This window comes from Enterobacter sp. WI-ESBL-E8, from assembly GCF_053364895.1.
Genome location: NZ_JBRWXJ010000001.1, coordinates 391,288 through 413,305 on the forward strand (window position 1 = coordinate 391,288; position 22,018 = coordinate 413,305).

Sequence of the window (22,018 nt, forward strand, 5' to 3'; positions counted from 1 at the left end):
AATGTCCCCTTCAGAAATCGCCGCCTGTCTGGCCTACGCGCTCTCCGTCTGGCTGGCCGCCAGAAATAACATCCACACGTGGTGGGTTGGCATCATAGGCTGCGGGCTTTACGCGTGGGTCTTTTATTCAGTGCAGCTTTACGCTGACGTTACGCTTCAGTTCTTCTTCATTATCACGAGCATAACCGGTTGGCTGCACTGGCTTAGAGGCAATCGCGGGGACGTATTGCCCGTTCGGCGTACCAGACCGGGGCATTTTTTTATTCTCCTGGCCTGCGCCATGAGCGTGGCGGCGGTGTACGGACTGATACTGCATCTCTACACCAATGCCTGGGCTCCCTGGCTGGACTCCATCATTTTAACATTCAGCGTTCTTGCTCAGTTTATGCTGATGGGACGACGACTGGAAAACTGGTACGTCTGGATTGCCGTCAACACGCTGGCGGTACCGCTGTATGCGATGCGGGACCTGCATCTGACCGCCGGGTTATATCTGCTGTTTTGGTTTAATGCCTGGCATGGACTGTATCAATGGCGTAAGGAGATCCGCGCGCAGTGAAGCGTTATGCCAGCGGCCTGGTTGTGGGCAAATTCGCACCTTTGCATTCAGGTCATGAAGCGCTTATCAATGCGGCTCTTGAGCAGTGCGAGACGGTCTTTGTCATTAGCTATTCGGTGCCGGAAATACGCGGTTACGAGCCCGAAAAACGGCTTCACTGGCTACAGATGCGCTTCCCACAATGCCGCCATCTTGTGCTTTCTCCGCAGGTGATGGCGTCTTACGCTATTGCGCCGCCCCCACCGAACGACGCTGACGCCGATCTGCATCGTCATTACGTTGCCACGCTGTGTGAAGACGTTCTGCATTGTCAGCCACGGGCGGTATTTACCGCCGAAGACTACGGTGACGGCTTTGCCGCAGTGTTGAGCCAGCGTTTCGGGCTGCCGGTTACACACATACGTCTTCAGCGGCCACAGGGGCCGGAAGCCCCGTCGGGAACACGCATACGCTCTGATGTTCACCGCTACCGTCAGATGATGTCCCCGGAGGTTTATCGCAGCTTTGTATTTCGTATCTGCTTATTAGGCGGCGAATCGACGGGCAAAAGCACGCTTTCCCGGGCCCTCTCACAGACCTTGAACGTTCCGTACGTTGCAGAGTTTGGCCGTGAACACTGGGAGGCGAAGAACGGCGTGCTGGAGAAGGACGATCTGCTGCATATCGCCCGGGAGCAGGTGCGCAGAGAGGAATTAGCCTGCACCGCTCCGTACCTGGTGTGTGATACCTCGCCTTTAACCACCCTGTTCTATACGCTCGACCAGTTCGGCAGCGCACCGCAGGAGCTCATGGCGTTAGCCGAACGAGACTACGCTCTGGTCGTACTCTGCGGCGATGAATTTCCTTTTGTGCAGGATGGCACACGGCAAGGCGAGGCGTTTCGCCGTCGACAGCAGGCATGGTATGAAGCAGAGCTAACGCAGCGAAAGATCCCCTTTTTGCGCATACGGGGTTCGTTGTCTGGGCGCATAGAGCAAATTTGCCAACATATCTCGTGGCCGGGCTGATATCGCTCTCGACCTTCTCCCGCTTCCGGTTTATTGTTGAAATTCCTGCCTCATCGAATTCCGGAGAACCATCGCGTGTTTCAGAAAGTTGACGCCTATGCCGGCGACCCTATTCTCTCCTTAATGGAGCGTTTCAAAGAAGATCCTCGCAGCGACAAAGTGAACCTCAGCATTGGTCTGTATTACAACGAGGACGGCATTATTCCTCAGTTGAAAGCCGTAGCTGAAGCAGAAACGCGTCTGAACGCCGCTCCACACGGCGCATCGCTGTACCTGCCGATGGAAGGGTTAAATTCTTACCGCAGCACCATTGCACCTCTGCTGTTTGGCGCCGATCACGCGGTGCTGGCGCAAAAACGCGTGGCGACTATCCAGACGCTGGGTGGCTCGGGTGCGCTGAAAGTGGGGGCCGACTTCCTGAAAAAATATTTCCCGGATTCGGGCGTGTGGGTCAGCGACCCAACGTGGGAAAACCACGTTGCGATTTTTGAAGGCGCAGGCTTTAAGGTGGCGACCTATCCATGGTTCGACAGCGAAACCAACGGCGTGCGCGTTGAAGCGCTGCTGGAAAAACTGAACACCCTGCCGGAGCGCAGCATTGTCCTGCTGCATCCGTGCTGCCATAACCCGACCGGTGCGGACCTCACGAATGCCCAGTGGGATGCCGTGATCGAGGTACTGAAGGCGCGCAACCTGATCCCATTCCTCGACATCGCCTATCAGGGCTTTGGCGCGGGTATGGAAGAAGATGCCTACGCGATTCGCGCCGTTGCCAGCGCCGGTCTCCCTGTACTGGTGAGTAACTCTTTCTCTAAAATCTTCTCCCTGTACGGTGAACGCGTTGGGGGCCTGTCCGTGGTGTGTGAGGACGCCGAAGCCGCCGGCCGCGTGCTGGGTCAGCTGAAGGCGACGGTGCGCCGCATCTACTCCAGCCCGCCAAACTTTGGTGCGCAGGTGGTGGCCACGGTTCTTGGTGATGAACAGCTGAAAGCCAGCTGGCTTGCCGAAGTGGAATCCATGCGCAAGCGCATTCTGTCGATGCGTCAGGAACTGGTTAACGTACTGAAAGAGGCCGTGCCGGGGCACAATTTCGACTACCTGCTTAAGCAGCGCGGGATGTTCAGCTACACTGGCCTCAGCGCCGCCCAGGTCGATCGCCTGCGTGAAGAGTTCGGCGTCTACCTGATTGCCAGCGGACGTATGTGCGTGGCGGGCCTGAATGCCAGCAACGTTCATCGCGTGGCGCAGGCGTTTGCCGCTGTAATGTAAGCACTCACTTACTTGCGTGTTATATGTAGGCCGGGTAAGGCGCAGCCGCCACCCGGCTTCTTTGTTAGCACCGGTGCCAATCATTGCCCGGTGGCGCTTCGCTTACCGGGCCTACACGTTTCTTCTGCGCTTTGTGATCTTATTCTTTTTATTCAGCCTCATAAGTAAAAACTCCTTCCCTTCATCTCCCGCTGGGGTTATGGTCGGAGAGTTTTTTGACCAATCGCTCAAAATAAAACGATAACAAACTGAATATTCAGGGGAAAATATGCGCAAGATCACACTGGCGCTCAGCGCCGCCTGCTTATTGTTCTCGCTTAACAGTGCTGTCGTGGCGCGTGCTTCTGCACCCACGCCGCTTTACACCGGCACCACCGCCGCGATCCTTGCCGAGCAGGCTCCCATTCACTGGGTTTCCGTGGCCCAAATCGAAAACAGCCTGATGGGACGCCCGCCAATGGCCGTGGGCTTCGACATTGACGATACCGTTCTCTTCTCCAGCCCGGGCTTCTGGCGCGGCAAAAAAATGTATTCGCCCGACAGCGAAGCGTATCTGAAGAACCCGGAATTCTGGGAAAAAATGAACAACGGCTGGGACGAATTCAGCATCCCGAAAGAGGTGGCCCGCGCGCTTATCGCCATGCACGTGAAGCGCGGCGACAGCATTTACTTCGTTACCGGACGCAGCGAGACCAAAACCGAAACCGTCTCTAAAACGCTGCAGGATGATTTTCTCATCCCGGCGACCAGCATGAATCCGGTGATTTTTGCGGGTGACAAAGAAGGTCAAAACACCAAAACCCAGTGGCTGGAAAAGAAAAATATCAAAGTGTTCTACGGCGATTCAGATAATGACATCACCGCCGCGCATGATGTGGGTGTGAGAGGGATCAGAGTGTTACGCGCCTCTAACTCGACGTATCGCCCGCTGCCGATGGCCGGAAAGTTTGGCGAAGAGGTCATTGTGAACTCTGAGTATTAAACCGCAGGCGGCGGGTTTGACTCTTTTTTAAGCAAATCTCGTCGCGGCGGGTTTTACCTTTCGCCTTCTTGCTGCACACTTAGAAAGATTCATCTTTCATTACGGAGCAGCACATGTGGTATCAACAGACCCTGACCTTAAGCGCTAAACCACGCGGATTTCACCTGGTGACGGATGAAGTCATCGGGCAGATCCGCGACCTGTCGCGGGTTAAAACGGGTTTGCTGCATCTGCTGCTTCAGCACACGTCTGCCTCTCTCACGCTTAATGAAAATTGCGATCCCACCGTCCGGTCTGACATGGAGCACCATTTTCTGAAGGCCGTCCCGGACAATGCACCTTACGAGCATGATTATGAGGGCGACGATGACATGCCTTCGCACATCAAATCTTCTCTGCTGGGCGTATCGCTGATGCTGCCGGTACGCAATGGGCAGCTAATGCTGGGAACATGGCAGGGGATCTGGCTGGGAGAGCATCGCATTCACGGTGGTTCGCGTAAAATTATTGCCACGCTACAAGGGGAATAAAGATGACAATTTCGGAGCTACTTCAGTACTGCATGAGTAAACCGGGCGCGGAGCAGAGCGTTCATAGCGACTGGAAGGCCACGCAGATTAAAGTGGGGGACGTGCTGTTTGCGATGGTGAAAGAGGTTGAGGGGCGTCCGGCGGCGTCGCTGAAAACCAGCCCGGAACTGGCCGATTTGTTACGCCAGCAGCACCATGACGTCCGGCCAAGCCAGCATCTCAATAAAGCCCACTGGAGCACCGTCTATCTTGACGGGTCGCTGCCAGGCTCGCAAATTTACTATCTGGTCGATGCATCTTATAAGCAGGCGGTTGAGTTGCTGCCGGAAGTGACCCGACAGCAACTCTCCGTGTGACGTTACAGCAACGGTTTGAGGAAGCGTGCAGTGTGCGAGGCTTCGCACTCTGCAACGGTCTCTGGCGTACCGGAGACGAGGATTTCACCGCCGCCGCTACCGCCTTCCGGGCCGAGATCGACAATCCAGTCCGCGGTTTTAATCACGTCCAGGTTGTGTTCGATGACCACGATGGTATTGCCCTGATCGCGGAGCTGATGCAGCACCTCAAGCAGCTGCTGAATATCGGCAAAGTGCAGACCGGTGGTCGGCTCATCCAGAATATACAGCGTCTGGCCGGTGCCGCGTTTGGAGAGCTCACGCGCCAGCTTCACGCGCTGCGCTTCACCGCCTGACAGCGTTGTGGCGGACTGGCCCAGGCGAATGTAGGTCAGACCGACGTCCATCAGCGTCTGCAGCTTGCGCGCCAGCGCAGGGACGGCGTCAAAGAACTCGCGCGCCTCTTCGATGGTCATGTCCAGCACTTCGTGAATGGTCTTGCCTTTGTACTTAATCTCCAGCGTTTCACGGTTATAGCGCTTGCCTTTGCACTGGTCGCACGGCACGTAGATATCCGGCAGGAAGTGCATCTCCACCTTGATCACGCCATCACCCTGGCAGGCCTCACAGCGTCCGCCACGCACGTTGAAGCTGAAACGTCCAGGCGTGTACCCGCGTGAACGTGATTCCGGTACGCCAGCAAAGAGTTCACGTACGGGCGTAAAGACGCCGGTATAGGTCGCCGGGTTAGAGCGCGGAGTACGGCCAATCGGGCTCTGGTCAATGTCGATAACCTTATCGAAATGCTCCAGCCCCTGAATGTCGCGGTACGGTGCCGGTTCGGCGAGCGTTGCGCCGTTGAGCGCCGTCTGCGCAATCGGGAACAGGGTATCGTTGATCAGCGTCGATTTACCTGAACCGGACACGCCGGTAATACAGGTAAACAGGCCAACCGGCAGCGTCAGGGTGACGTCTTTCAGGTTGTTGCCTCGCGCCCCGGTCAGCTTAAGCACTTTTTCCGGATCTGCCGCTACGCGCTGCTTCGGTACCTCAATTTTGCGCTTGCCGCTCATGTACTGGCCGGTGAGGGATTCAGGCACCGCCATAATGTCTTTCAGCGTACCTTCAGCAACGACCTGGCCGCCGTGCACGCCAGCGCCTGGGCCGATGTCGATGACGTGATCAGCCGCGCGGATCGCATCTTCATCGTGCTCGACCACAATCACCGTGTTACCGAGGTTACGCAGGTGAACCAGGGTGCCGAGCAGACGCTCGTTGTCGCGCTGGTGCAGGCCGATGGACGGCTCATCCAGCACGTACATGACGCCCACCAGGCCCGCGCCAATCTGGCTTGCCAGACGGATACGCTGGGCTTCACCGCCGGAGAGGGTCTCTGCCGAACGGGAAAGCGTCAGGTAGTTCAGGCCGACGTTAACCAGGAACTTCAGGCGGTCGCCAATCTCTTTCAGCACTTTTTCGGCAATTTTGGCGCGCTGACCGGACAGCTTCAGGTTATTGAAGAAGTCCATCGCGTGGCCGATGCTCATGTCTGAGATGGTCGGCAGCGCCGTGTTTTCCACAAACACGTGGCGCGCTTCGCGACGCAGACGCGTGCCCTCGCAGGTGGCGCAGGAGCGGTTGCTGATGAATTTCGCCAGCTCTTCGCGCACCGCGCTGGATTCGGTCTCTTTGTAGCGGCGCTCCATATTGTGCAGCACCCCTTCGAACGGGTGACGACGCACGGAGGTATCGCCGCGATCGTTCATGTACTTGAACTCGATGTTCTCTTTGCCGGAACCGAACAGAATCACTTTGTGCACGTTCGGGCTCAGGCTGGCCCACGGGGCTTCCACGTCGAACTTATAGTGCTCCGCCAGAGATTTCAGCATCTGGAAGTAGTAGAAGTTACGCTTATCCCAGCCGCGAATGGCACCGCCCGCCAGCGACAGCTCCGGGTTCTGGATCACGCGGTCCGGGTCGAAATATTGTTGAACGCCCAGGCCGTCACACGTCGGGCAGGCGCCCGCCGGGTTGTTGAACGAGAACAGGCGCGGTTCCAGCTCGCGCATGCTGTAGCCGCAAATCGGGCAGGCAAAGTTGGCGGAGAAGAGCAGCTCTTCCGCTTTCGGGTCGTCCATGTCGGAGACCACGGCCGTGCCGCCGGAGAGTTCCAGCGCCGTCTCGAAGGATTCCGCCAGACGCGTGGCGAGATCGTCACGCACCTTAAAGCGGTCAATCACCACTTCAATAGTGTGCTTCTTCTGCAGCTCCAGCTTTGGCGGATCGGACAGGTCACACACCTCGCCGTCGATACGGGCGCGGATATAGCCCTGGCTTGCCAGGTTTTCCAGCGTTTTGGTGTGCTCGCCCTTACGCTCTTTAATGATCGGTGCCAGCAGCATCAGGCGTTTGCCTTCCGGCTGCGACAGCACGTTATCCACCATCTGGCTCACGGTCTGTGCTGCCAGCGGGACGTCGTGGTCCGGGCAGCGCGGCTCGCCCACGCGGGCATACAGCAGACGCAGGTAGTCATGAATTTCGGTGATGGTACCGACCGTTGAACGCGGGTTGTGCGAGGTGGACTTCTGCTCAATAGAGATCGCAGGGGACAACCCTTCAATGTGGTCGACATCCGGTTTTTCCATCAGCGACAGGAACTGACGCGCGTACGCAGAGAGTGATTCAACGTAACGACGCTGTCCTTCGGCATACAAAGTGTCGAAAGCCAGTGAGGATTTGCCTGACCCCGAAAGCCCGGTCACGACAATGAGTTTGTCGCGAGGGATTATGAGGTTGATATTCTTGAGATTGTGGGTGCGGGCGCCCCGAACTTCGATCTTATCCATTCACCTTTCCCGGTTGGAACACGGATTGCCTGGTTTGTTTGAAGGACAAACGGCTGTCAGAAACGGCTAATTATGACACAATTTGACCTGTTTGAATATACAGTATTGGAATGCATTTTCCGATTGGCTGTGTAACAATGTCGAGTTCGCGGGAGATTTCTGAACCTGCTACGCAACTATGCAAATTGACGCGTGGAAATGGTACACTCGCGCGTTTACACTATTAAGAAACGTATTCAGGAGACACGAACATGGCCAGCAGAGGCGTAAACAAGGTGATTCTCGTCGGTAATCTGGGCCAGGACCCGGAAGTACGCTACATGCCGAGTGGTGGCGCAGTTGCCAACATTACGCTGGCTACTTCCGAATCCTGGCGTGATAAAGCGACCGGTGAGATGAAAGAGCAGACCGAATGGCACCGCGTTGTGCTGTTTGGCAAACTGGCGGAAGTGGCCGGTGAATATCTGCGTAAAGGTTCTCAGGTCTATATCGAAGGCCAGCTGCGTACCCGCAAATGGACCGATCAGTCCGGCGCTGAGAAGTACACCACTGAAGTCGTGGTTAACGTCGGCGGCACCATGCAGATGCTGGGTGGCCGTCAGGGCGGTGGCGCGGCACCAGCAGGTGGCGGCCAGCAGCAGGGCGGTTGGGGTCAGCCTCAGCAGCCACAGGGCGGCAACCAGTTCAGCGGCGGCGCGCAGTCTCGTCCGCAGCAGCAGTCGGCTCCGGCCCCATCTAACGAACCGCCAATGGATTTCGACGACGACATTCCGTTCTGATATCCAGCGCGTAAAAACAAAAAACCCAGACTATGGTCTGGGTTTTTTTATGCCAGAAGGGATCAGGTAATGACCATCGGCCAGTCCGGTGGCGTATGGCTCATCGCCTCAACCATCACTACTTTGATATTTTCCCAGACGGCGGTCATATCCAGCAGGGTAATGCCAAGCAGACCCGTGGCAAACCAGCAGGCCGCACCCAGCCCCAACAGCGTGCTGATAACAGCAAGGCCCGCGTAGTCAGATTTACGAAACTGGATGTTCAGCGTGCTGGCTAAAAACATCAGCACCGCACTCAACAAAGGCCAGCGCAGAAGAACCATGCTGGTAGTAATGGTTGCCATAAAACCCATCCTCTACAAAACAGACGAACTGAATGAAACAGAGCTTTTTCGTTACATAAGATTTGTGAACTATATCACGATTGCTGTTTTATTCGCCAGTGCCGGACTGTTGAAAAATGGGGTTTTTATCGCTACCTATAATCAGTGCGCGCCTGAGAGAAAATATATCTTTGCAGGCCAAGATCCCTTTTCCCGCACTCTTTATAATGAATTCATTGAGATAGCAAAACTGATGCAAAAGCGGGCGTCATGTACAACGTTTACAGCAATATTCCTATGGCTTATGCTTGAGTGGACAATTAATTTTACTCGCAGCTAACCTTTCAGGTTTTTGAATTTTATTGTTTTTTTATTTATTTGTACCTCTTTAATTACACACAACGTTGTTTTTAATTCGCCGCGCTGAGACTCAGCCTGCCGCGTTGGTTTGTCGATTTTTCGAATCTGAAGAAAGTTGCGTCCGGTTTATCGCCTGATAATCAGCGAAAAAAAATGAAAGAAAACCGACGTGAGATTGTTAATGACAGCATGCAGGCGCTACATGCGCTGGCAAAACTGATGCCCCAGCACCATGCTCAATGTTCTCTGGCCGATATGCTGGAAACCATCAGCCGCACGCTGGGAGCTAGTCTTGCCTGGGTAAGCGTTAACGGGGATGACGGGCTGCAGCGCGTGGTCTGCGCCGGGGAGATGACCTGCCATTCCTTCGAGGTGGCCGATTTCCTTGCGGATTCTCTTCTCCAGCGGCACCATCGTTCGTGGCGAGTGGTCTACTGGAAAGAGAATATTGGTCGCGCGCTATTTCCTCCTCAGCATCCCGGCTATGCGCAACTGCAAAGCGGTGTGCTGTGCAAGCTTTCAACCCATAACTGGCGCTGCAGCGGCTATTTCTTTTTAGCATTTAATGAAAGACTCTATTCTCTGCCGATTCTGAAAAATATCGTCGTAGTGCTGGTCGAAAAATTAAAAGACTATTTTGCGGAAATCATTGCCCGTGAAAAAACCGCGCAGGAAATGCAGCGCGTCGTAACGCAATATAAAACCCTCTTTGAACGCGCCCCGGTTTTAATGAACTCTTTCGACAAATTTAACCGCTGCGTGCTGTGGAATGCCGAATGTGAAAAAGTGTTCGGCTGGACGATGGCGGAGATCGCTGAACATGCCGATCCGCTTTCGCTGTTTTATCCCGACCCCGAAGAGCGGCGGCGGGTAAGAGAGTCGGTCAACGTCTCACCCCTTAAGGATATGTATGAGTGGCATCCGCTACGTAAAGACGGCACCCCGTTGACGGTACTGTGGTCAAATATTCTGTTGCCGGACAACTCCATCCTTAATATTGGGCTGGATATTACCGAGCGGAAAAAAGCCGAGCAGCAGCTGGAGGTAAAAGCCACCACTGACGATCTTACCGGCTGCTTCAACCGTTCGGCGATTTTGCAGCAGCTGGAGCATGCGCTGGCGGCCAGTGCCGGGCAGGAGGTTAACAGCCATTTTTGTGTCCTGATGTTTGATCTGGATTTTTTCAAGCAGATCAACGATGAATGGGGACACCCGGTGGGGGATGCGGCGCTTATTCACTTCTGTAATTCTGTCCGCGAGCTCGCCCCCTCAGACTCAGCATTAGGGCGCGTGGGAGGCGAAGAGTTTTTGCTCCTGCTGGCGCAAACCGACGGCAGTGGCGCTGCGCGCCTGTCCGCCAGGCTGCGCACCGTTCTGGAAACCAACCCGCTGATAGTGGGTGAGAGAAAACTGTCGCTGTCGTTTAGTGCCGGGGTCGTGGAAGTCAGCGGGAAACAGCGGGATTCTTCAGCCTTACTGAGGCGCGCCGATAAAGCATTATATGAAGCCAAGCATACGGGGCGAGGAAAAACGGTAGTGGCGGCTGATTATTTATAAATCAACGAACAAAATACGCCCGAACAAATAGCGTGATATGTCATAGTAACGCTGTGCTTTTTTCGCGCTGTCACAAGTTTGGCTTAATCAACGATCGTCTGTTGTGTTATCTTCCCACCAGCCCTGGCGGGCTGGATAATTATTTTCCTTAATTGAAACGGAACGAATACTTACAGTTTCACTTACGGGAAAATATTATCGTCATAACGAAATTTAAGATTTTTAATACTAAAAGTCAGTTGCTAACTTCGCATGATTCATGCAACGTAATCACCTGTTTAACAAAGCATCCGGCCTTCATTACTACAGGCGTACAACATGCAGGGATATAGGGCGGGAAATGAATCGTAGCGCGCGGCGCAAGATGCTCAGGGTGGTAGGGATCATCATGGTAGTTATGCTGCCGGTGATGCTTGCGCTATGGTTTGCCCAGCTTAGAGCCGTATCTGAAACAAGCGCCCAGCTACGCACATTTGCTGAACTGGCTTTAGACAAGACCGAGCTGGTTATTCAGCAGGTTGATCTGGCCCGCGACGAGGCTGAAAAATATCAGGGTGAGCGTTGTACGCCGGGACACCGTCAATATATGTTGAACGTTGTTCGTGGCCGGCTGTTTGTTGCCGATTTAATTTATGCGGAAGGTCAGAATTTTCTTTGTTCGACCGTTTTTACACCGGATCAACCTTACGCCATTCCCGTCGCTAATTACACGCGCAAACCTGACGTCGCTATCTATTATTATCGCGATACCCCATTTTATACTGGCTATAAAATGACATATATGCAGCGTGGAAATTATGTGGTGGTCGTCAATCCGCTTTCATACAGCGAAGTCATGTCCGCGGATCATTCTCTCTCGTGGGGAGTGTACGACACGGTAACCAATGCGTTCTTTTCCGTCAGCCCGAAAGCCAATATTTCTTTATTAAATTCGATGATTCGGGATAAGGAATCGGTATTTCAAAAAGATAACCGCTTTTATACGGTCGTAAAATCGCCCAAAAGACCTATCGCGGCTATTGTGTCGACATCAAATAAACGCTTTTATGAAACGCTTTATCATCAGGCGACGTTAACGCTGCCGCTGGGTATGATCTGCAGCATTATTATTTTGCTGGTCTGGTCGCGTACCCATCGCGAGCTTAATTCGCCGGGGCGCCTGCTGCACCGGGCGCTGAACAAACGGCAGCTTTGCGTTCACTATCAGCCAATTATTGATATCAAAAATAATCAGTGTGTGGGTGCGGAGGCATTGTTACGCTGGCCCGGTTTTAACGGGCAGGTGATGAGCCCGGCCGAGTTTATTCCGCTGGCGGAAAAAGAGGGCATGAGCGAGCGGATTACGGACTATGTCGTTGAGGAGGTGTTCAGCGATCTGGGCCATTTCCTGGCCGAGCATCCGCATCTCTATATTTCGGTCAACCTGTCGGCCACGGATTTCCACTCCTCGCGGCTGATCGCCATGATTTCTGACAAGGCCCGCCACTACGCCGTACGCGCGCAGCAAATCAAAATTGAAGTGACGGAACGCGGTTTTATCGATGTGCCAAAAACCACGCCGGTGATTCAGGCTTTCCGCCAGGCGGGTTATGAAGTCGCGATCGATGACTTCGGTACCGGCTACTCGAACCTGCACAACCTCTATTCGCTGAACGTGGATATTCTGAAAATCGATAAATCGTTTATCGATACCTTAACGACCAACAGTACCAGCCACCTGATCGCCGAGCATATTATCGAGATGGCCCAAAGCCTGCGGCTTAAAACCATTGCGGAAGGGGTCGAGACGGCAGAGCAGGTAAGCTGGCTGTTGAAGCGCGGCGTCCAGTATTGTCAGGGATGGCACTTCGCGAAAGCGATGCCGCCCCAGGAATTTATGACCTGGCAGCAGCAACCTTTGCACTGAGAACGCTTAATTCAGCTGGTGGCGATAATCGCTCGGCGTGCGGTCAAACTCGCGGCGAAACACGCGGGAAAAGGTCTGTTGCGATACATAGCCAAGATCCATCGCGATATCAAAAATCGGCCGCTGCGTTGAGCGTAACGCCTGCGCCGCCAGCAACAGCCTGCGCTGACGAATGTACTCCCCCAGCGTCTGATGCATAACCGTGCGGAACATTCTCTGTAAATACCATTTCGAATAGCCCGACTTTTTCGCGACCACATCAATGTTTAACGGTTGGTCGATATGTTCATCAATCCATTCAATAAGTGACTGAATAATCTGCTGATGCGACATAAGGTTGCCCCTCTGTAGATACAACTATCTCGGTTAATTCGTCGTTTTCTCTGCGGGGGAGTATAATTCCTCAAGTTAACTTGAGGTAAAGGGGTTTTATGGAAAAGAGATTGCCGCGAATTAAAGCGCTATTAACTCCCGGTGAAGTGGCAAAGCGAAGCGGCGTTGCCGTGTCGGCTCTCCACTTCTATGAAAGCAAAGGGTTAATCAAGAGCATCCGTAACGGGGGAAACCAACGTCGCTACACCCGCGACGTGCTCCGCTACGTAGCGATTATCAAAATTGCGCAGCGAATCGGAATTCCCCTGGCCACCATTGGCGAAGCCTTTGGCGTGCTGCCGGAAGGGCATACGCTGAGCCCGAAAGAGTGGAAGGAGCTGTCATCCCAGTGGCGTGAAGAGCTGGACAGGCGTATCCATACGCTGGTTGCCCTGCGCGACGAGCTGGATGGCTGTATTGGCTGCGGCTGTTTGTCCCGTAGCGATTGTCCGCTGCGTAACCCGGGAGACCGGCTGGGCGAGCAGGGGACAGGGGCGCGGTTGCTGGAAGAGGATTGAGTCTTTGCGGCCTGTTTGCCGAGTGGCGGCTGCGCCTTACCCGGCCTACAAAACCCAGAACGTAGGCCGGGTAAGCGAAGCGTCACCCGGCAAAAAGCATAATAAAGAACTAAAGCGCCACATAAGGGCGCTTTAGTTTTTCCCGGTCTTTGTCTTTCACTCTATCCCGCTGGTTCACGGGAGGGTTTCCCCCGACGTCAGCACCCCTCATGTCGAGCGGGTTGGGGAGGTTCCGGATTGTGCTGACACTTTAATTCTAAGCAAGACCCGTTTTTTCGCCAGCCGCGCTCGCCCTTTTTTAGACGAAATTTTTTCGCGGTGTTGTTCGATTTTCTATAGTTAAAAAGTATGAATAACAGGAGAAAACCATGCTCACGGTACACCACCTCAACCAGTCTCGTTCGCACCGCGTAATTTGGGCGCTGGAAGAACTCGCCCTGCCTTATGAGATCGTTCACTACCAGCGCGAAAAGAACATGCTGGCGCCTGAGTCACTCAAAAAAGTGCATCCGCTGGGCAAATCACCGGTCATCGAAGATAACGGGCTGATCCTTGCGGAGTCAGGCGCTATTCTGGAGTACCTGCAGGAAACGTACGATGCCGAGTCACGGCTTAAGCCGTTAGATCCGGCACATAAGGTGCAGTACCGCTTCTGGCTGCATTATGCTGAAGGATCGCTAATGCCGCTGCTGTTGATGAAGCTGGTTTTCAATAGCCTCGGCAAGCCGCCCGTGCCGTTTGGTATCAGAACCCTGGGCAAAGCGCTGGGACAGGGGGTGCAGAAAGCGTATCTCAACCGTCAGCTGGAAACCCATGCGCGCTTTATTGAGTCACATCTTGCTGAAAACAGCTGGTTTGCCGGGGATTCGCTCAGCATGGCCGACATTCAGATGAGCTTCCCGATTTTTGCCCTGCTGGCACGCGGCGGTATCGCTAATCTGCCGCATATTCAGGCATGGAAGACAAAGGTTGAGAACAGCCCTGGCTGGCAAAAAACGCTGCAACAGGGCGGCCCGTTATCTATCCCGGGTGAGGATTGAAATGTAAACAAATTGCGCATAGACGATAACGTTTGCGCATCCTCTGTTTATTTCTTCAGCGTCATAAGCGAATTTTAGCGAAAAACGATAAAGTTCAGTTGAAAAGGGCGGGTATTAGGCTAGATAATCGTTTGCCTTAATTTGACCACCCGTTTGTAAGTGCGGAGCTAAACGTTTGCTTTTTTTGTGACGCCCTTTCGTCGCAAACGCAACACAAGGATTTGACGTTTAGCTGGCAGTGGCGTCTCCACCTCGCTTACGAACTTCCTAAAAAAAACTCAGGGGATGTTTTCTATGTCTACGCCATCTGCGCGTACCGGCGGTTCACTTGACGCCATGTTTAAAATTTCGGCTCGCGGCAGCACCGTGCGCCAGGAAATCGTTGCCGGTCTGACAACGTTTCTGGCGATGGTTTACTCCGTCATCGTTGTGCCGGGCATGCTGGGCAAAGCGGGCTTCCCGCCAGCGGCCGTCTTTGTAGCGACCTGCCTGGTGGCCGGCGTGGGCTCTATCGTGATGGGCCTGTGGGCGAACCTGCCGCTGGCGATTGGTTGCGCTATCTCCCTGACCGCCTTTACCGCGTTCAGCCTGGTGCTGGGCCAGCACATCAGCGTACCGGTTGCGCTGGGCGCCGTGTTCCTGATGGGTGTGCTGTTTACCGTTATTTCAGCGACCGGCATCCGTAGCTGGATTTTGCGCAACCTGCCGCAGGGCGTGGCGCACGGTACCGGTATCGGCATCGGCCTGTTCCTGCTGCTGATCGCCGCTAACGGCGTCGGCCTGGTCATCAAGAACCCGCTGGAAGGTCTGCCGGTGGCGCTGGGTCATTTCGCCAGCTTCCCGGTGATCATGTCGCTGATCGGCCTGGCGGTGATTATCGGTCTGGAAAAACTGAAAGTCCCGGGCGGCATTCTGCTGACCATTATCGGCGTTTCCATTGTCGGCCTGATTTTCGATCCGAACGTCCACTTCTCCGGTATTTTCGCTATGCCGTCGCTGAGCGATGACAAAGGCAACTCCCTGATTGGCAGCCTGGATATCGTTGGCGCGCTGAACCCGGTGATCCTGCCAAGCGTGCTGGCGCTGGTGATGACCGCCGTATTTGACGCGACGGGCACCATTCGTGCGGTCGCGGGTCAGGCAAACCTGCTGGATAAAGACGGCCAGATTATTGATGGCGGCAAAGCGCTGACCACCGACTCCCTGAGCAGCGTCTTCTCTGGCCTGGTGGGCGCGGCCCCTGCGGCAGTGTACATCGAGTCCGCAGCGGGAACGGCGGCAGGCGGTAAAACCGGCCTGACGGCGATCACCGTCGGCGTGCTGTTCATGCTTATTCTGTTCCTCTCTCCGCTCTCCTACCTGGTTCCGGCGTATGCGACCGCACCGGCGCTGATGTACGTTGGCCTGCTGATGCTGAGCAACGTGGCGAAAATCGACTTTGCGGATTTCGTGGACGCCATGTCTGGCCTGATTACCGCGGTCTTTATCGTGCTGACCTGTAACATCGTTACCGGCATTATGATCGGCTTCGCGTCGCTGGTGATTGGTCGTCTGGTCTCCGGCGAGTGGCGCAAGCTGAACGTCGGCACCGTGGTCATCGCCGTTGCGCTGGTGGCGTTCTACGCGGGCGGCTGGGCAATCTAAATTGTCCTTTGATGCGAAAACGGGTGGCTCAGGCCGCCCGTTTTTATTTTCCGGACTCATCCTGTTGCCTTTTACGTTACTCTGAGGAAGATAGAATGAAAGGCACGACGCCTTCCGTAGTACATAAGCAACACAGCAAACAGGGAACGCATGGAAATCTTCTTCACAATACTCATCATGACCCTTGTGGTCTCGCTATCCGGGGTGGTTACACGCGTACTGCCCTTTCAGGTCCCCCTGCCATTAATGCAAATTGCCATCGGCGCGCTGCTGGCGTGGCCGACGTTTGGCCTGCACGTTGAGTTCGACCCGGAACTGTTCCTCGTGCTGTTTATCCCGCCGCTGCTGTTTGCCGATGGCTGGAAAACGCCGACGCGCGAGTTCCTTGAACACGGACGAGAGATCTTCGGCCTGGCGCTGGCGCTGGTGGTGGTCACCGTGGTCGGGATTGGTTTTCTCATCTACTGGGCCGTACCGGGCATCCCGTTAATTCCGGCCTTCGCGCTTGCCGCCGTGCTGTCGCCGACCGATGCCGTGGCGCTTTCCGGCATTGTGGGTGAAGGCCGTATTCCGAAGAAAATTATGGGGATTTTACAGGGTGAGGCGCTGATGAATGACGCCTCCGGCCTGGTCGCCCTGAAATTTGCCGTGGCCGTTGCCATGGGCACGATGGTCTTTACCGTCGGCGGCGCGACCCTGGAGTTCTTTAAGGTGGCCATTGGCGGTATCCTGGCGGGCTTCGTGGTGAGCTGGCTGTACGGTCGCTCTTTGCGCTTCCTCAGCCGCTGGGGCGGTGATGAGCCCGCTACGCAGATCGTACTGCTGTTCCTTCTGCCGTTTGCCTCCTATCTTATTGCCGAACATATTGGCGTGTCGGGCATCCTGGCGGCGGTTGCGGCAGGGATGACCATCACCCGCTCCGGCGTAATGCGCCGCGCGCCGCTGGCCATGCGCCTGCGAGCCAACAGCACCTGGGCAATGCTGGAATTTGTCTTTAACGGCATGGTGTTCCTGCTGCTGGGCCTGCAGCTGCCGGGCATTATGGAATCCTCGCTGGTGGCGGCCGAAGCCGACCCGAACGTTGAGGTCTGGATGCTGTTTACCGACGTCGTGCTGATCTACCTGGCGCTGATGCTGGTGCGTTTCGGCTGGCTGTGGACGATGAAAAACTTCAGCGTACGCTTCCTGAAGAAAAAGCCGATGGAGTTCGGCTCGTGGACAACGCGTGAGCTGCTGATTGCCTCCTTTGCCGGCGTCCGCGGGGCAATCACCCTTGCCGGTGTGCTCTCCATTCCGCTGCTGCTGCCCACGGGCGATGTCTTCCCGGCGCGCTACGAGCTGGTGTTCCTGGCGGCGGGCGTGATTCTGTTCTCCCTGTTTGTCGGCGTGATTATGCTGCCGATTTTGCTGCAGCATATCGACGCGGGTGATTCGACCCAGCAGCACAAAGAAGAGCGCATAGCGCGTGCGGCCACCGCCGAAGTGGCGATTGTCGCAATTCAGAAAATGGAAGAGCGCCTGGCCGCGGATGCGGAAGAGAACATCGATAATCAGCTGCTGACAGAGGTCAGCTCCCGCGTGATTGGTAACCTGCGTCGCCGCGCAGACGGGCGTAACGATGTGGAAAGCTCGCTGCAGGAGGAGAACCTGGAACGCCGGTTCCGTCTGGCAGCGCTGCGCTCAGAGCGTGCCGAGCTGTACCATCTGCGCGCCACGCGGCAGATCAGCAACGAGACGCTGCAAAAGCTGCTGCACGATCTGGATCTGCTGGAAGCGCTGTTGATAGAGAATCAGTAACGCGCTTTTGCCCGGTGGCGCTGCGCTTACCGGGCCTACGTGCTCGATCGGTTCCCTCTCCCTATGGGAGAGGGTTAGGGTGAGGGGAAATCCAAAACCCCTCACAACACTGCAACCACGCCTGCGCGCTGTGCGACAAATAGACCCCTTCACGCCAGATCATCCCCAACTGCCAGTGCAGGTCGCTCTCCAGCGGGATCCAGCGCAGCGTGTTTTTATCCAGACGCTCGCATATCGGCTGCGGCAGAATGGCAATCCCCACGCCTGCCTGCACCATCGCTGCCAGGAAATCCCACTGGCCGCTGCGCACCGCAATGCGCGGCTTCACGTTATGTTGATTAAATAGCGTCATCAGCTGGCGGCTGAGGGCGAAGTCTTCGTTGTAGATCAGCAGAGGGTGCTCGCCGAGCAGTTCAGGCTTGACCGCGTCTCTTTTCAGCCAGTCGCCGGAGCGGGGAACCAGCACGCACAGCGGGTGGCTAAAGAGCGGGAGCGTCGCCAGACCGCTCTCTTCCTCAACGGGGAGGGCGGTCATGGCGACGTCGAGCTCGCCGTTGGTAACGGCCTGCTGGACGGTTAACCCGCCAAACTCCGAAATCTTCAGCTCAACGCCGGGATAGCGCTGGCGAAACAGACTAATCGGCCCGGCCATCATCATTCCCACCATCGGTGGAATGCCGAGGCGAAGCACTCCTTTGGTCAGATGGTTGATATCGTCCAGCTCCGCTTCCAGCTGGCGAAACTCCGCCAGAATCGCCAGCCCGCGTTCAAACACCACGCGTCCGGTATCGGTCAGCAACAGCTTGCGCCCGTCGCGGAGCAGCAGGGTACAGTTCAGTTCATCTTCGAGGTTTTTCAGCATCTTGCTGATGGTGGGCTGGGTAACAAACAACTTCTCCGCTGCGCGGGTAAAACTTTGCTGGCGAACCACTTCGACAAAATAGCGCAGCGTTCTTATGTCCATGATTATTCCTCGAAACTATACCTTTGATGATTTTAATTCATTTCAGTCCACACCGTGCGCTCTCTATACTGGCGCCTCGTCTCATTTTTGAGGAAAACCCCCATGGCCGTGGCGTTAAGCCGTGTTACGCCTGCCGTTGTTCAACGACTCCAGGTACCGGTTCAGGTACTGCTCTACGCGGGACTGTTTGTTTTCGCTGAATATCTTGTCGGCTGGCTCCATCTGCCGCTGCCTGCCAACCTGGTGGGGATGCTGCTGATGCTGACGCTCATCCTCTGCCGCGTGATCCCCCTTAACTGGGTACGCGCCGGGGCGCGCTGGCTGCTGGCGGAGATGCTGCTGTTCTTTGTCCCTGCCGTAGTAGCGGTAGTGAACTACGCGCAGCTGCTGATGGTCGACGGATGGCGCATCTTCGCGGTCATTGCGCTGAGTACGCTGATGGTGCTGGGGGCGACCGCCTGGGTGGTGGATAAAGTCTATCGCTTTGAAATCAGCAGGCAGAAGCATGACTAACTTTCAGATAAGCGTCCTGTGCCTGGTTGCAACGCTGGTCATCTACTTCGCCAACAAGCGGCTTTATCGCCGCTTTCATGCCCTGCCGCTGATGCCGCTGGTCTTCACGCCGATCCTGCTGGTGCTGATGCTGGTCTTCGGCCATATCTCCTGGCAGAACTACATTGGTGAATCCCACTGGCTGCTGTGGCTGCTCGGCCCGGCGACCATCGCCTTTGCCGTCCCCGTTTATGACAACCTGAATATTATCAAACGCCACTGGATGTCGCTCAGCGCGGGCGTTGTCACCGCGACGGTGGTGGCGGTCTGTAGCTCTGTCTGGCTGGCGCGGCTGTTTACCTTGTCCGATGAAATTCAGCGCAGCCTCGCCGTGCGCTCGGTGACCACGCCGTTTGCGCTGGCGGCGGCCAAACCGCTCGGTGGGCAGCCGGATCTGGTGGCGCTGTTTGTGGTGGTGACGGGCGTCTTTGGGATGGCGGTCGGCGATATGCTCTTTCTGCGGCTTTCTATTCGGGAAGGGATGGCGAAAGGGGCAGGGTTCGGCGCGGCATCGCACGGCGCGGGCACGGCACGTTCGTATGAGCTGGGTCAGCAAGAGGGCGTTGTCGCGAGCCTGGTGATGATGCTCTCAGGCGTGGTGATGGTGCTGATTGCACCGCTGGTGGCGTGGGTGATGTTTTAAGCTCCCCGGCCAGAATGACCGGGGAGAAAGGCTTAGTGCGCGCGGCCCTGCTCAACGCCGAGACCGGTTTGTGAACGAATAAACTGGGCGCGGAATTTCTCGCGCTCCAGGTTACCCTCCGGCGAGTTGTCGGTCGCCGAGAAGAACCAGATACCGATGAACGCCACGGCGATAGAGAACAGCGCCGGGTATTCGTACGGGAAGATGGCGCTGGCGTGACCGAGGATCTGCACCCAGATGGTCGGACCCAGAATCATCAGGATCACCGCCGTCAGCAGCCCCAGCCAGCCGCCAATCATCGCCCCACGGGTGGTCAGTTTCGACCAGTACATGGAGAGCAGGATGATCGGGAAGTTACAGCTTGCGGCAATCGAGAAGGCCAGCCCCACCATAAACGCGATGTTCTGCTTCTCGAACAGGATGCCCAGCAGAATGGCGACCACGCCCAGCACCAGTACGGTGATTTTAGAGACTTTGAGCTCATCACGTTCGCTTGCCCCTTTACGGATCACGTTGGCGTAGAGGTCATGCGACACCGCAGACGCGCCTGCCAGCGTCAGCCCTGCAACCACCGCGAGGATGGTGGCGAAGGCCACGGCGGAGATAAAGCCGAGGAACAGGTTACCGCCAACCGCGTCGGCCAGGTGCACCGCCGCCATGTTGTTACCGCCAATCAACGCGCCCGCCGCGTCTTTAAACGCCGGGTTCGCCCCCACCAGCATGATCGCGCCAAAGCCGATGATAAAGGTCAGAATGTAGAAGTAACCCATAAAGCCGGTGGCATAGAAGACGCTTTTACGTGCTTCACGCGCATCGCTCACGGTAAAGAAGCGCATCAGGATATGCGGCAGACCCGCGGTGCCGAACATCAGGCCGAGACCGAGAGAGAGCGCGGATATCGGATCTTTCACCAGCCCGCCCGGGCTCATGATCGCTTCCCCTTTCGGGTGGACCGCCATCGCTTCGGTAAACAGGTTATTGAAGCTGAAGCCGACGTGTTTCATCACCATAAAGGCCATAAAGCTGGCGCCGAACAGCAGCAGGACGGCTTTGATGATCTGCACCCAGGTCGTCGCCAGCATGCCGCCAAACAGGACGTACATCACCATCAGCACGCCGACCAGCACCACCGCGACGTGGTAGTTCAGGCCAAACAGCAGTTCGATAAGCTTGCCCGCGCCCACCATCTGGGCAATCAGATACAGCGCCACCACCACCAGCGAGCCGCAGGCGGAGAGGGTGCGAATCGGCCCCTGCTTCAGGCGATAGGATGCCACGTCAGCGAAGGTGTAACGGCCCAGGTTGCGCAAGCGTTCGGCAATCAGGAACAGAATGATCGGCCAGCCGACGAGGAAGCCGAGGGAGTAGATCAAACCGTCATAGCCGGAGGTGTACACCAGCGCAGAAATCCCAAGGAACGAGGCTGCGGACATAAAGTCACCCGCAATCGCCAGCCCGTTCTGGAAACCGGTAATGTTGCCGCCTGCGGTGTAATAATCATTACGGGAGCGCACGCGTTTCGACGCCCAGTAGGTGATGTACAGCGTCAGCAGGACGAAAATCAGGAACATCACAATCGCCTGCCAGTTAGTTGGCTGGCGCTGTACTTCGCCGGTAATGGCATCCGCCGCGCTGGCGGCAAAGGGAAGTGTGGCGGCTAGCGCTGTCAGGACTCGCTTCATGACGCTTTTACCTCTTGCAGTACCGCTTTATTAAGACGATCGAATTCACCGTTCGCGCGCCAGACGTAAACGCCGGTCAGCACAAATGAAATGACAATCACGCCAATGCCGATGGGAATACCGCGCGTCACGCTGGTACCCGCGTGCAGCGGGGTGCCCAGCCAGTGCGGGGCAAAGGCGATCAGCATAATAAAGCCGACGTAGATAATCAGCATGATGATGGATAGTAAGAAGGCAAACCGTTGCCGTTTATCGACGAGCTCCCTGTAGTGCGCACTATTCTCTATCTGCTGACAAATATCGTTATTCATCACAGAAATCTCCAGAGGTAAGGTTGGTTTGTTTTATCCCCT

Annotated in this window: 22 protein-coding genes; 16 read left to right on the forward strand and 6 right to left on the reverse strand. The window is 55.8% G+C overall.

Annotated features, from left to right (window positions below; genetic code table 11):
* Position 1: 1 nt before the first annotated feature.
* The 6 genes from pnuC to ACWHWP_RS01890 all read left to right on the forward strand — a co-directional run bounded on the left by pnuC (position 2) and on the right by ACWHWP_RS01890 (position 4,703).
* A complete protein-coding gene (pnuC, locus tag ACWHWP_RS01865; protein ID WP_447854956.1) occupies positions 2–559 on the forward strand; it encodes a nicotinamide riboside transporter PnuC in 558 nt (185 codons plus the stop codon).
* Positions 556–1,566, forward strand: coding sequence for an AAA family ATPase (locus ACWHWP_RS01870; protein WP_059312941.1), 1,011 nt, complete (start codon positions 556–558; stop codon positions 1,564–1,566). The genes pnuC and ACWHWP_RS01870 overlap by 4 nt, the downstream gene beginning before the upstream one ends.
* Positions 1,567–1,641: 75 nt before the next feature.
* Positions 1,642–2,835 (forward strand): aromatic amino acid transaminase, encoded by a 1,194-nt coding sequence (tyrB, locus tag ACWHWP_RS01875; protein ID WP_059312940.1) that lies wholly within the window; start codon positions 1,642–1,644, stop codon positions 2,833–2,835.
* 268 nt (positions 2,836–3,103) lie between these two features.
* Positions 3,104–3,817 (forward strand): acid phosphatase AphA, encoded by a 714-nt coding sequence (aphA, locus tag ACWHWP_RS01880; RefSeq protein ID WP_047345593.1) that lies wholly within the window; start codon positions 3,104–3,106, stop codon positions 3,815–3,817.
* 113 nt (positions 3,818–3,930) lie between these two features.
* Entirely contained in the window at positions 3,931–4,347 is a 417-nt protein-coding gene (locus tag ACWHWP_RS01885; RefSeq protein ID WP_059312939.1) for a secondary thiamine-phosphate synthase enzyme YjbQ, read from the forward strand.
* A gap of 2 nt (positions 4,348–4,349) precedes the next feature.
* Positions 4,350–4,703, forward strand: a complete 354-nt coding sequence (locus ACWHWP_RS01890; protein ID WP_059312938.1) for an MmcQ/YjbR family DNA-binding protein — start codon at positions 4,350–4,352, stop codon at positions 4,701–4,703.
* 2 nt (positions 4,704–4,705) lie between these two features.
* Here the strand turns inward: ACWHWP_RS01890 and uvrA are convergent, their stop codons facing one another.
* Positions 4,706–7,528: an excinuclease ABC subunit UvrA gene (gene uvrA / locus ACWHWP_RS01895; protein ID WP_047345590.1), complete on the reverse strand. Its 2,823-nt coding sequence runs from the start codon at positions 7,526–7,528 to the stop codon at positions 4,706–4,708.
* Positions 7,529–7,779: 251 nt separating this feature from the next.
* On the opposite strand from uvrA, the gene ssb1 reads away from it, so the two are divergent.
* The gene (gene ssb1 / locus ACWHWP_RS01900) at positions 7,780–8,307 is read left to right on the forward strand and encodes a single-stranded DNA-binding protein SSB1 (protein WP_047345589.1); all 528 of its coding nucleotides are present in this window, start codon (positions 7,780–7,782) and stop codon (positions 8,305–8,307) included.
* Positions 8,308–8,369: 62 nt separating this feature from the next.
* Here ssb1 and ACWHWP_RS01905 read toward each other — a convergent pair whose 3' ends face one another.
* Positions 8,370–8,651 carry a YjcB family protein gene (locus ACWHWP_RS01905; protein WP_059312936.1) on the reverse strand — a complete coding sequence of 94 codons (282 nt, stop codon included), beginning with the start codon at positions 8,649–8,651 and terminating at the stop codon, positions 8,370–8,372.
* Here ACWHWP_RS01905 and ACWHWP_RS01910 point away from each other — a divergent pair.
* From ACWHWP_RS01910 to ACWHWP_RS01920, 3 genes are all read left to right on the forward strand, one after another.
* Positions 8,629–8,970 carry a hypothetical protein gene (locus ACWHWP_RS01910; RefSeq protein ID WP_145975139.1) on the forward strand — a complete coding sequence of 114 codons (342 nt, stop codon included), beginning with the start codon at positions 8,629–8,631 and terminating at the stop codon, positions 8,968–8,970. The genes ACWHWP_RS01905 and ACWHWP_RS01910 overlap by 23 nt on opposite strands.
* A 173-nt stretch (positions 8,971–9,143) precedes the next feature.
* Complete coding sequence (locus ACWHWP_RS01915) at positions 9,144–10,547, forward strand: GGDEF domain-containing protein (RefSeq protein ID WP_447854957.1); 1,404 nt, start codon at positions 9,144–9,146, stop codon at positions 10,545–10,547.
* 340 nt (positions 10,548–10,887) lie between these two features.
* Positions 10,888–12,453, forward strand: a complete 1,566-nt coding sequence (locus tag ACWHWP_RS01920; protein ID WP_047345585.1) for an EAL domain-containing protein — start codon at positions 10,888–10,890, stop codon at positions 12,451–12,453.
* Between the two features lie 6 nt (positions 12,454–12,459).
* On the opposite strand, the gene soxS is transcribed toward ACWHWP_RS01920, so the two are convergent.
* The gene (gene soxS / locus ACWHWP_RS01925) at positions 12,460–12,786 is read right to left on the reverse strand and encodes a superoxide response transcriptional regulator SoxS (protein ID WP_447854958.1); all 327 of its coding nucleotides are present in this window, start codon (positions 12,784–12,786) and stop codon (positions 12,460–12,462) included.
* A gap of 98 nt (positions 12,787–12,884) precedes the next feature.
* Here soxS and soxR point away from each other — a divergent pair, with 98 nt between their 5' ends.
* From soxR to ACWHWP_RS01945, 4 genes are all read left to right on the forward strand, one after another.
* The gene (gene soxR, locus ACWHWP_RS01930; RefSeq protein ID WP_023331806.1) at positions 12,885–13,343 is read left to right on the forward strand and encodes a redox-sensitive transcriptional activator SoxR; all 459 of its coding nucleotides are present in this window, start codon (positions 12,885–12,887) and stop codon (positions 13,341–13,343) included.
* A 368-nt stretch (positions 13,344–13,711) separates the two neighbouring features.
* The gene (locus ACWHWP_RS01935) at positions 13,712–14,383 is read left to right on the forward strand and encodes a glutathione S-transferase family protein (RefSeq protein ID WP_059312932.1); all 672 of its coding nucleotides are present in this window, start codon (positions 13,712–13,714) and stop codon (positions 14,381–14,383) included.
* A 294-nt stretch (positions 14,384–14,677) separates the two neighbouring features.
* On the forward strand, positions 14,678–16,027 hold the full coding sequence (gene ghxP / locus ACWHWP_RS01940; RefSeq protein ID WP_047345583.1) for a guanine/hypoxanthine transporter GhxP: 1,350 nt from the start codon (positions 14,678–14,680) through the stop codon (positions 16,025–16,027).
* A gap of 150 nt (positions 16,028–16,177) precedes the next feature.
* Entirely contained in the window at positions 16,178–17,824 is a 1,647-nt protein-coding gene (locus ACWHWP_RS01945; RefSeq protein WP_023334184.1) for a Na+/H+ antiporter, read from the forward strand.
* A gap of 61 nt (positions 17,825–17,885) precedes the next feature.
* On the opposite strand, the gene ACWHWP_RS01950 is transcribed toward ACWHWP_RS01945, so the two are convergent.
* Positions 17,886–18,788 (reverse strand): LysR family transcriptional regulator, encoded by a 903-nt coding sequence (locus ACWHWP_RS01950; RefSeq protein WP_059312930.1) that lies wholly within the window; start codon positions 18,786–18,788, stop codon positions 17,886–17,888.
* 102 nt (positions 18,789–18,890) lie between these two features.
* Here ACWHWP_RS01950 and ACWHWP_RS01955 point away from each other — a divergent pair, with 102 nt between their 5' ends.
* Both ACWHWP_RS01955 and ACWHWP_RS01960 read left to right on the forward strand, forming a co-directional pair.
* The gene (locus ACWHWP_RS01955) at positions 18,891–19,301 is read left to right on the forward strand and encodes a CidA/LrgA family protein (protein WP_059312929.1); all 411 of its coding nucleotides are present in this window, start codon (positions 18,891–18,893) and stop codon (positions 19,299–19,301) included.
* Positions 19,294–19,983, forward strand: a complete 690-nt coding sequence (locus ACWHWP_RS01960; RefSeq protein WP_447854959.1) for an LrgB family protein — start codon at positions 19,294–19,296, stop codon at positions 19,981–19,983. The genes ACWHWP_RS01955 and ACWHWP_RS01960 overlap by 8 nt, the downstream gene beginning before the upstream one ends.
* A gap of 32 nt (positions 19,984–20,015) precedes the next feature.
* Here the strand turns inward: ACWHWP_RS01960 and actP are convergent, their stop codons facing one another.
* Positions 20,016–21,665: a cation/acetate symporter ActP gene (gene actP / locus ACWHWP_RS01965; protein WP_447854960.1), complete on the reverse strand. Its 1,650-nt coding sequence runs from the start codon at positions 21,663–21,665 to the stop codon at positions 20,016–20,018.
* The gene (locus ACWHWP_RS01970) at positions 21,662–21,976 is read right to left on the reverse strand and encodes a DUF485 domain-containing protein (RefSeq protein WP_047345579.1); all 315 of its coding nucleotides are present in this window, start codon (positions 21,974–21,976) and stop codon (positions 21,662–21,664) included. The genes actP and ACWHWP_RS01970 overlap by 4 nt, the downstream gene beginning before the upstream one ends.
* Positions 21,977–22,018: the final 42 nt, after the last annotated feature.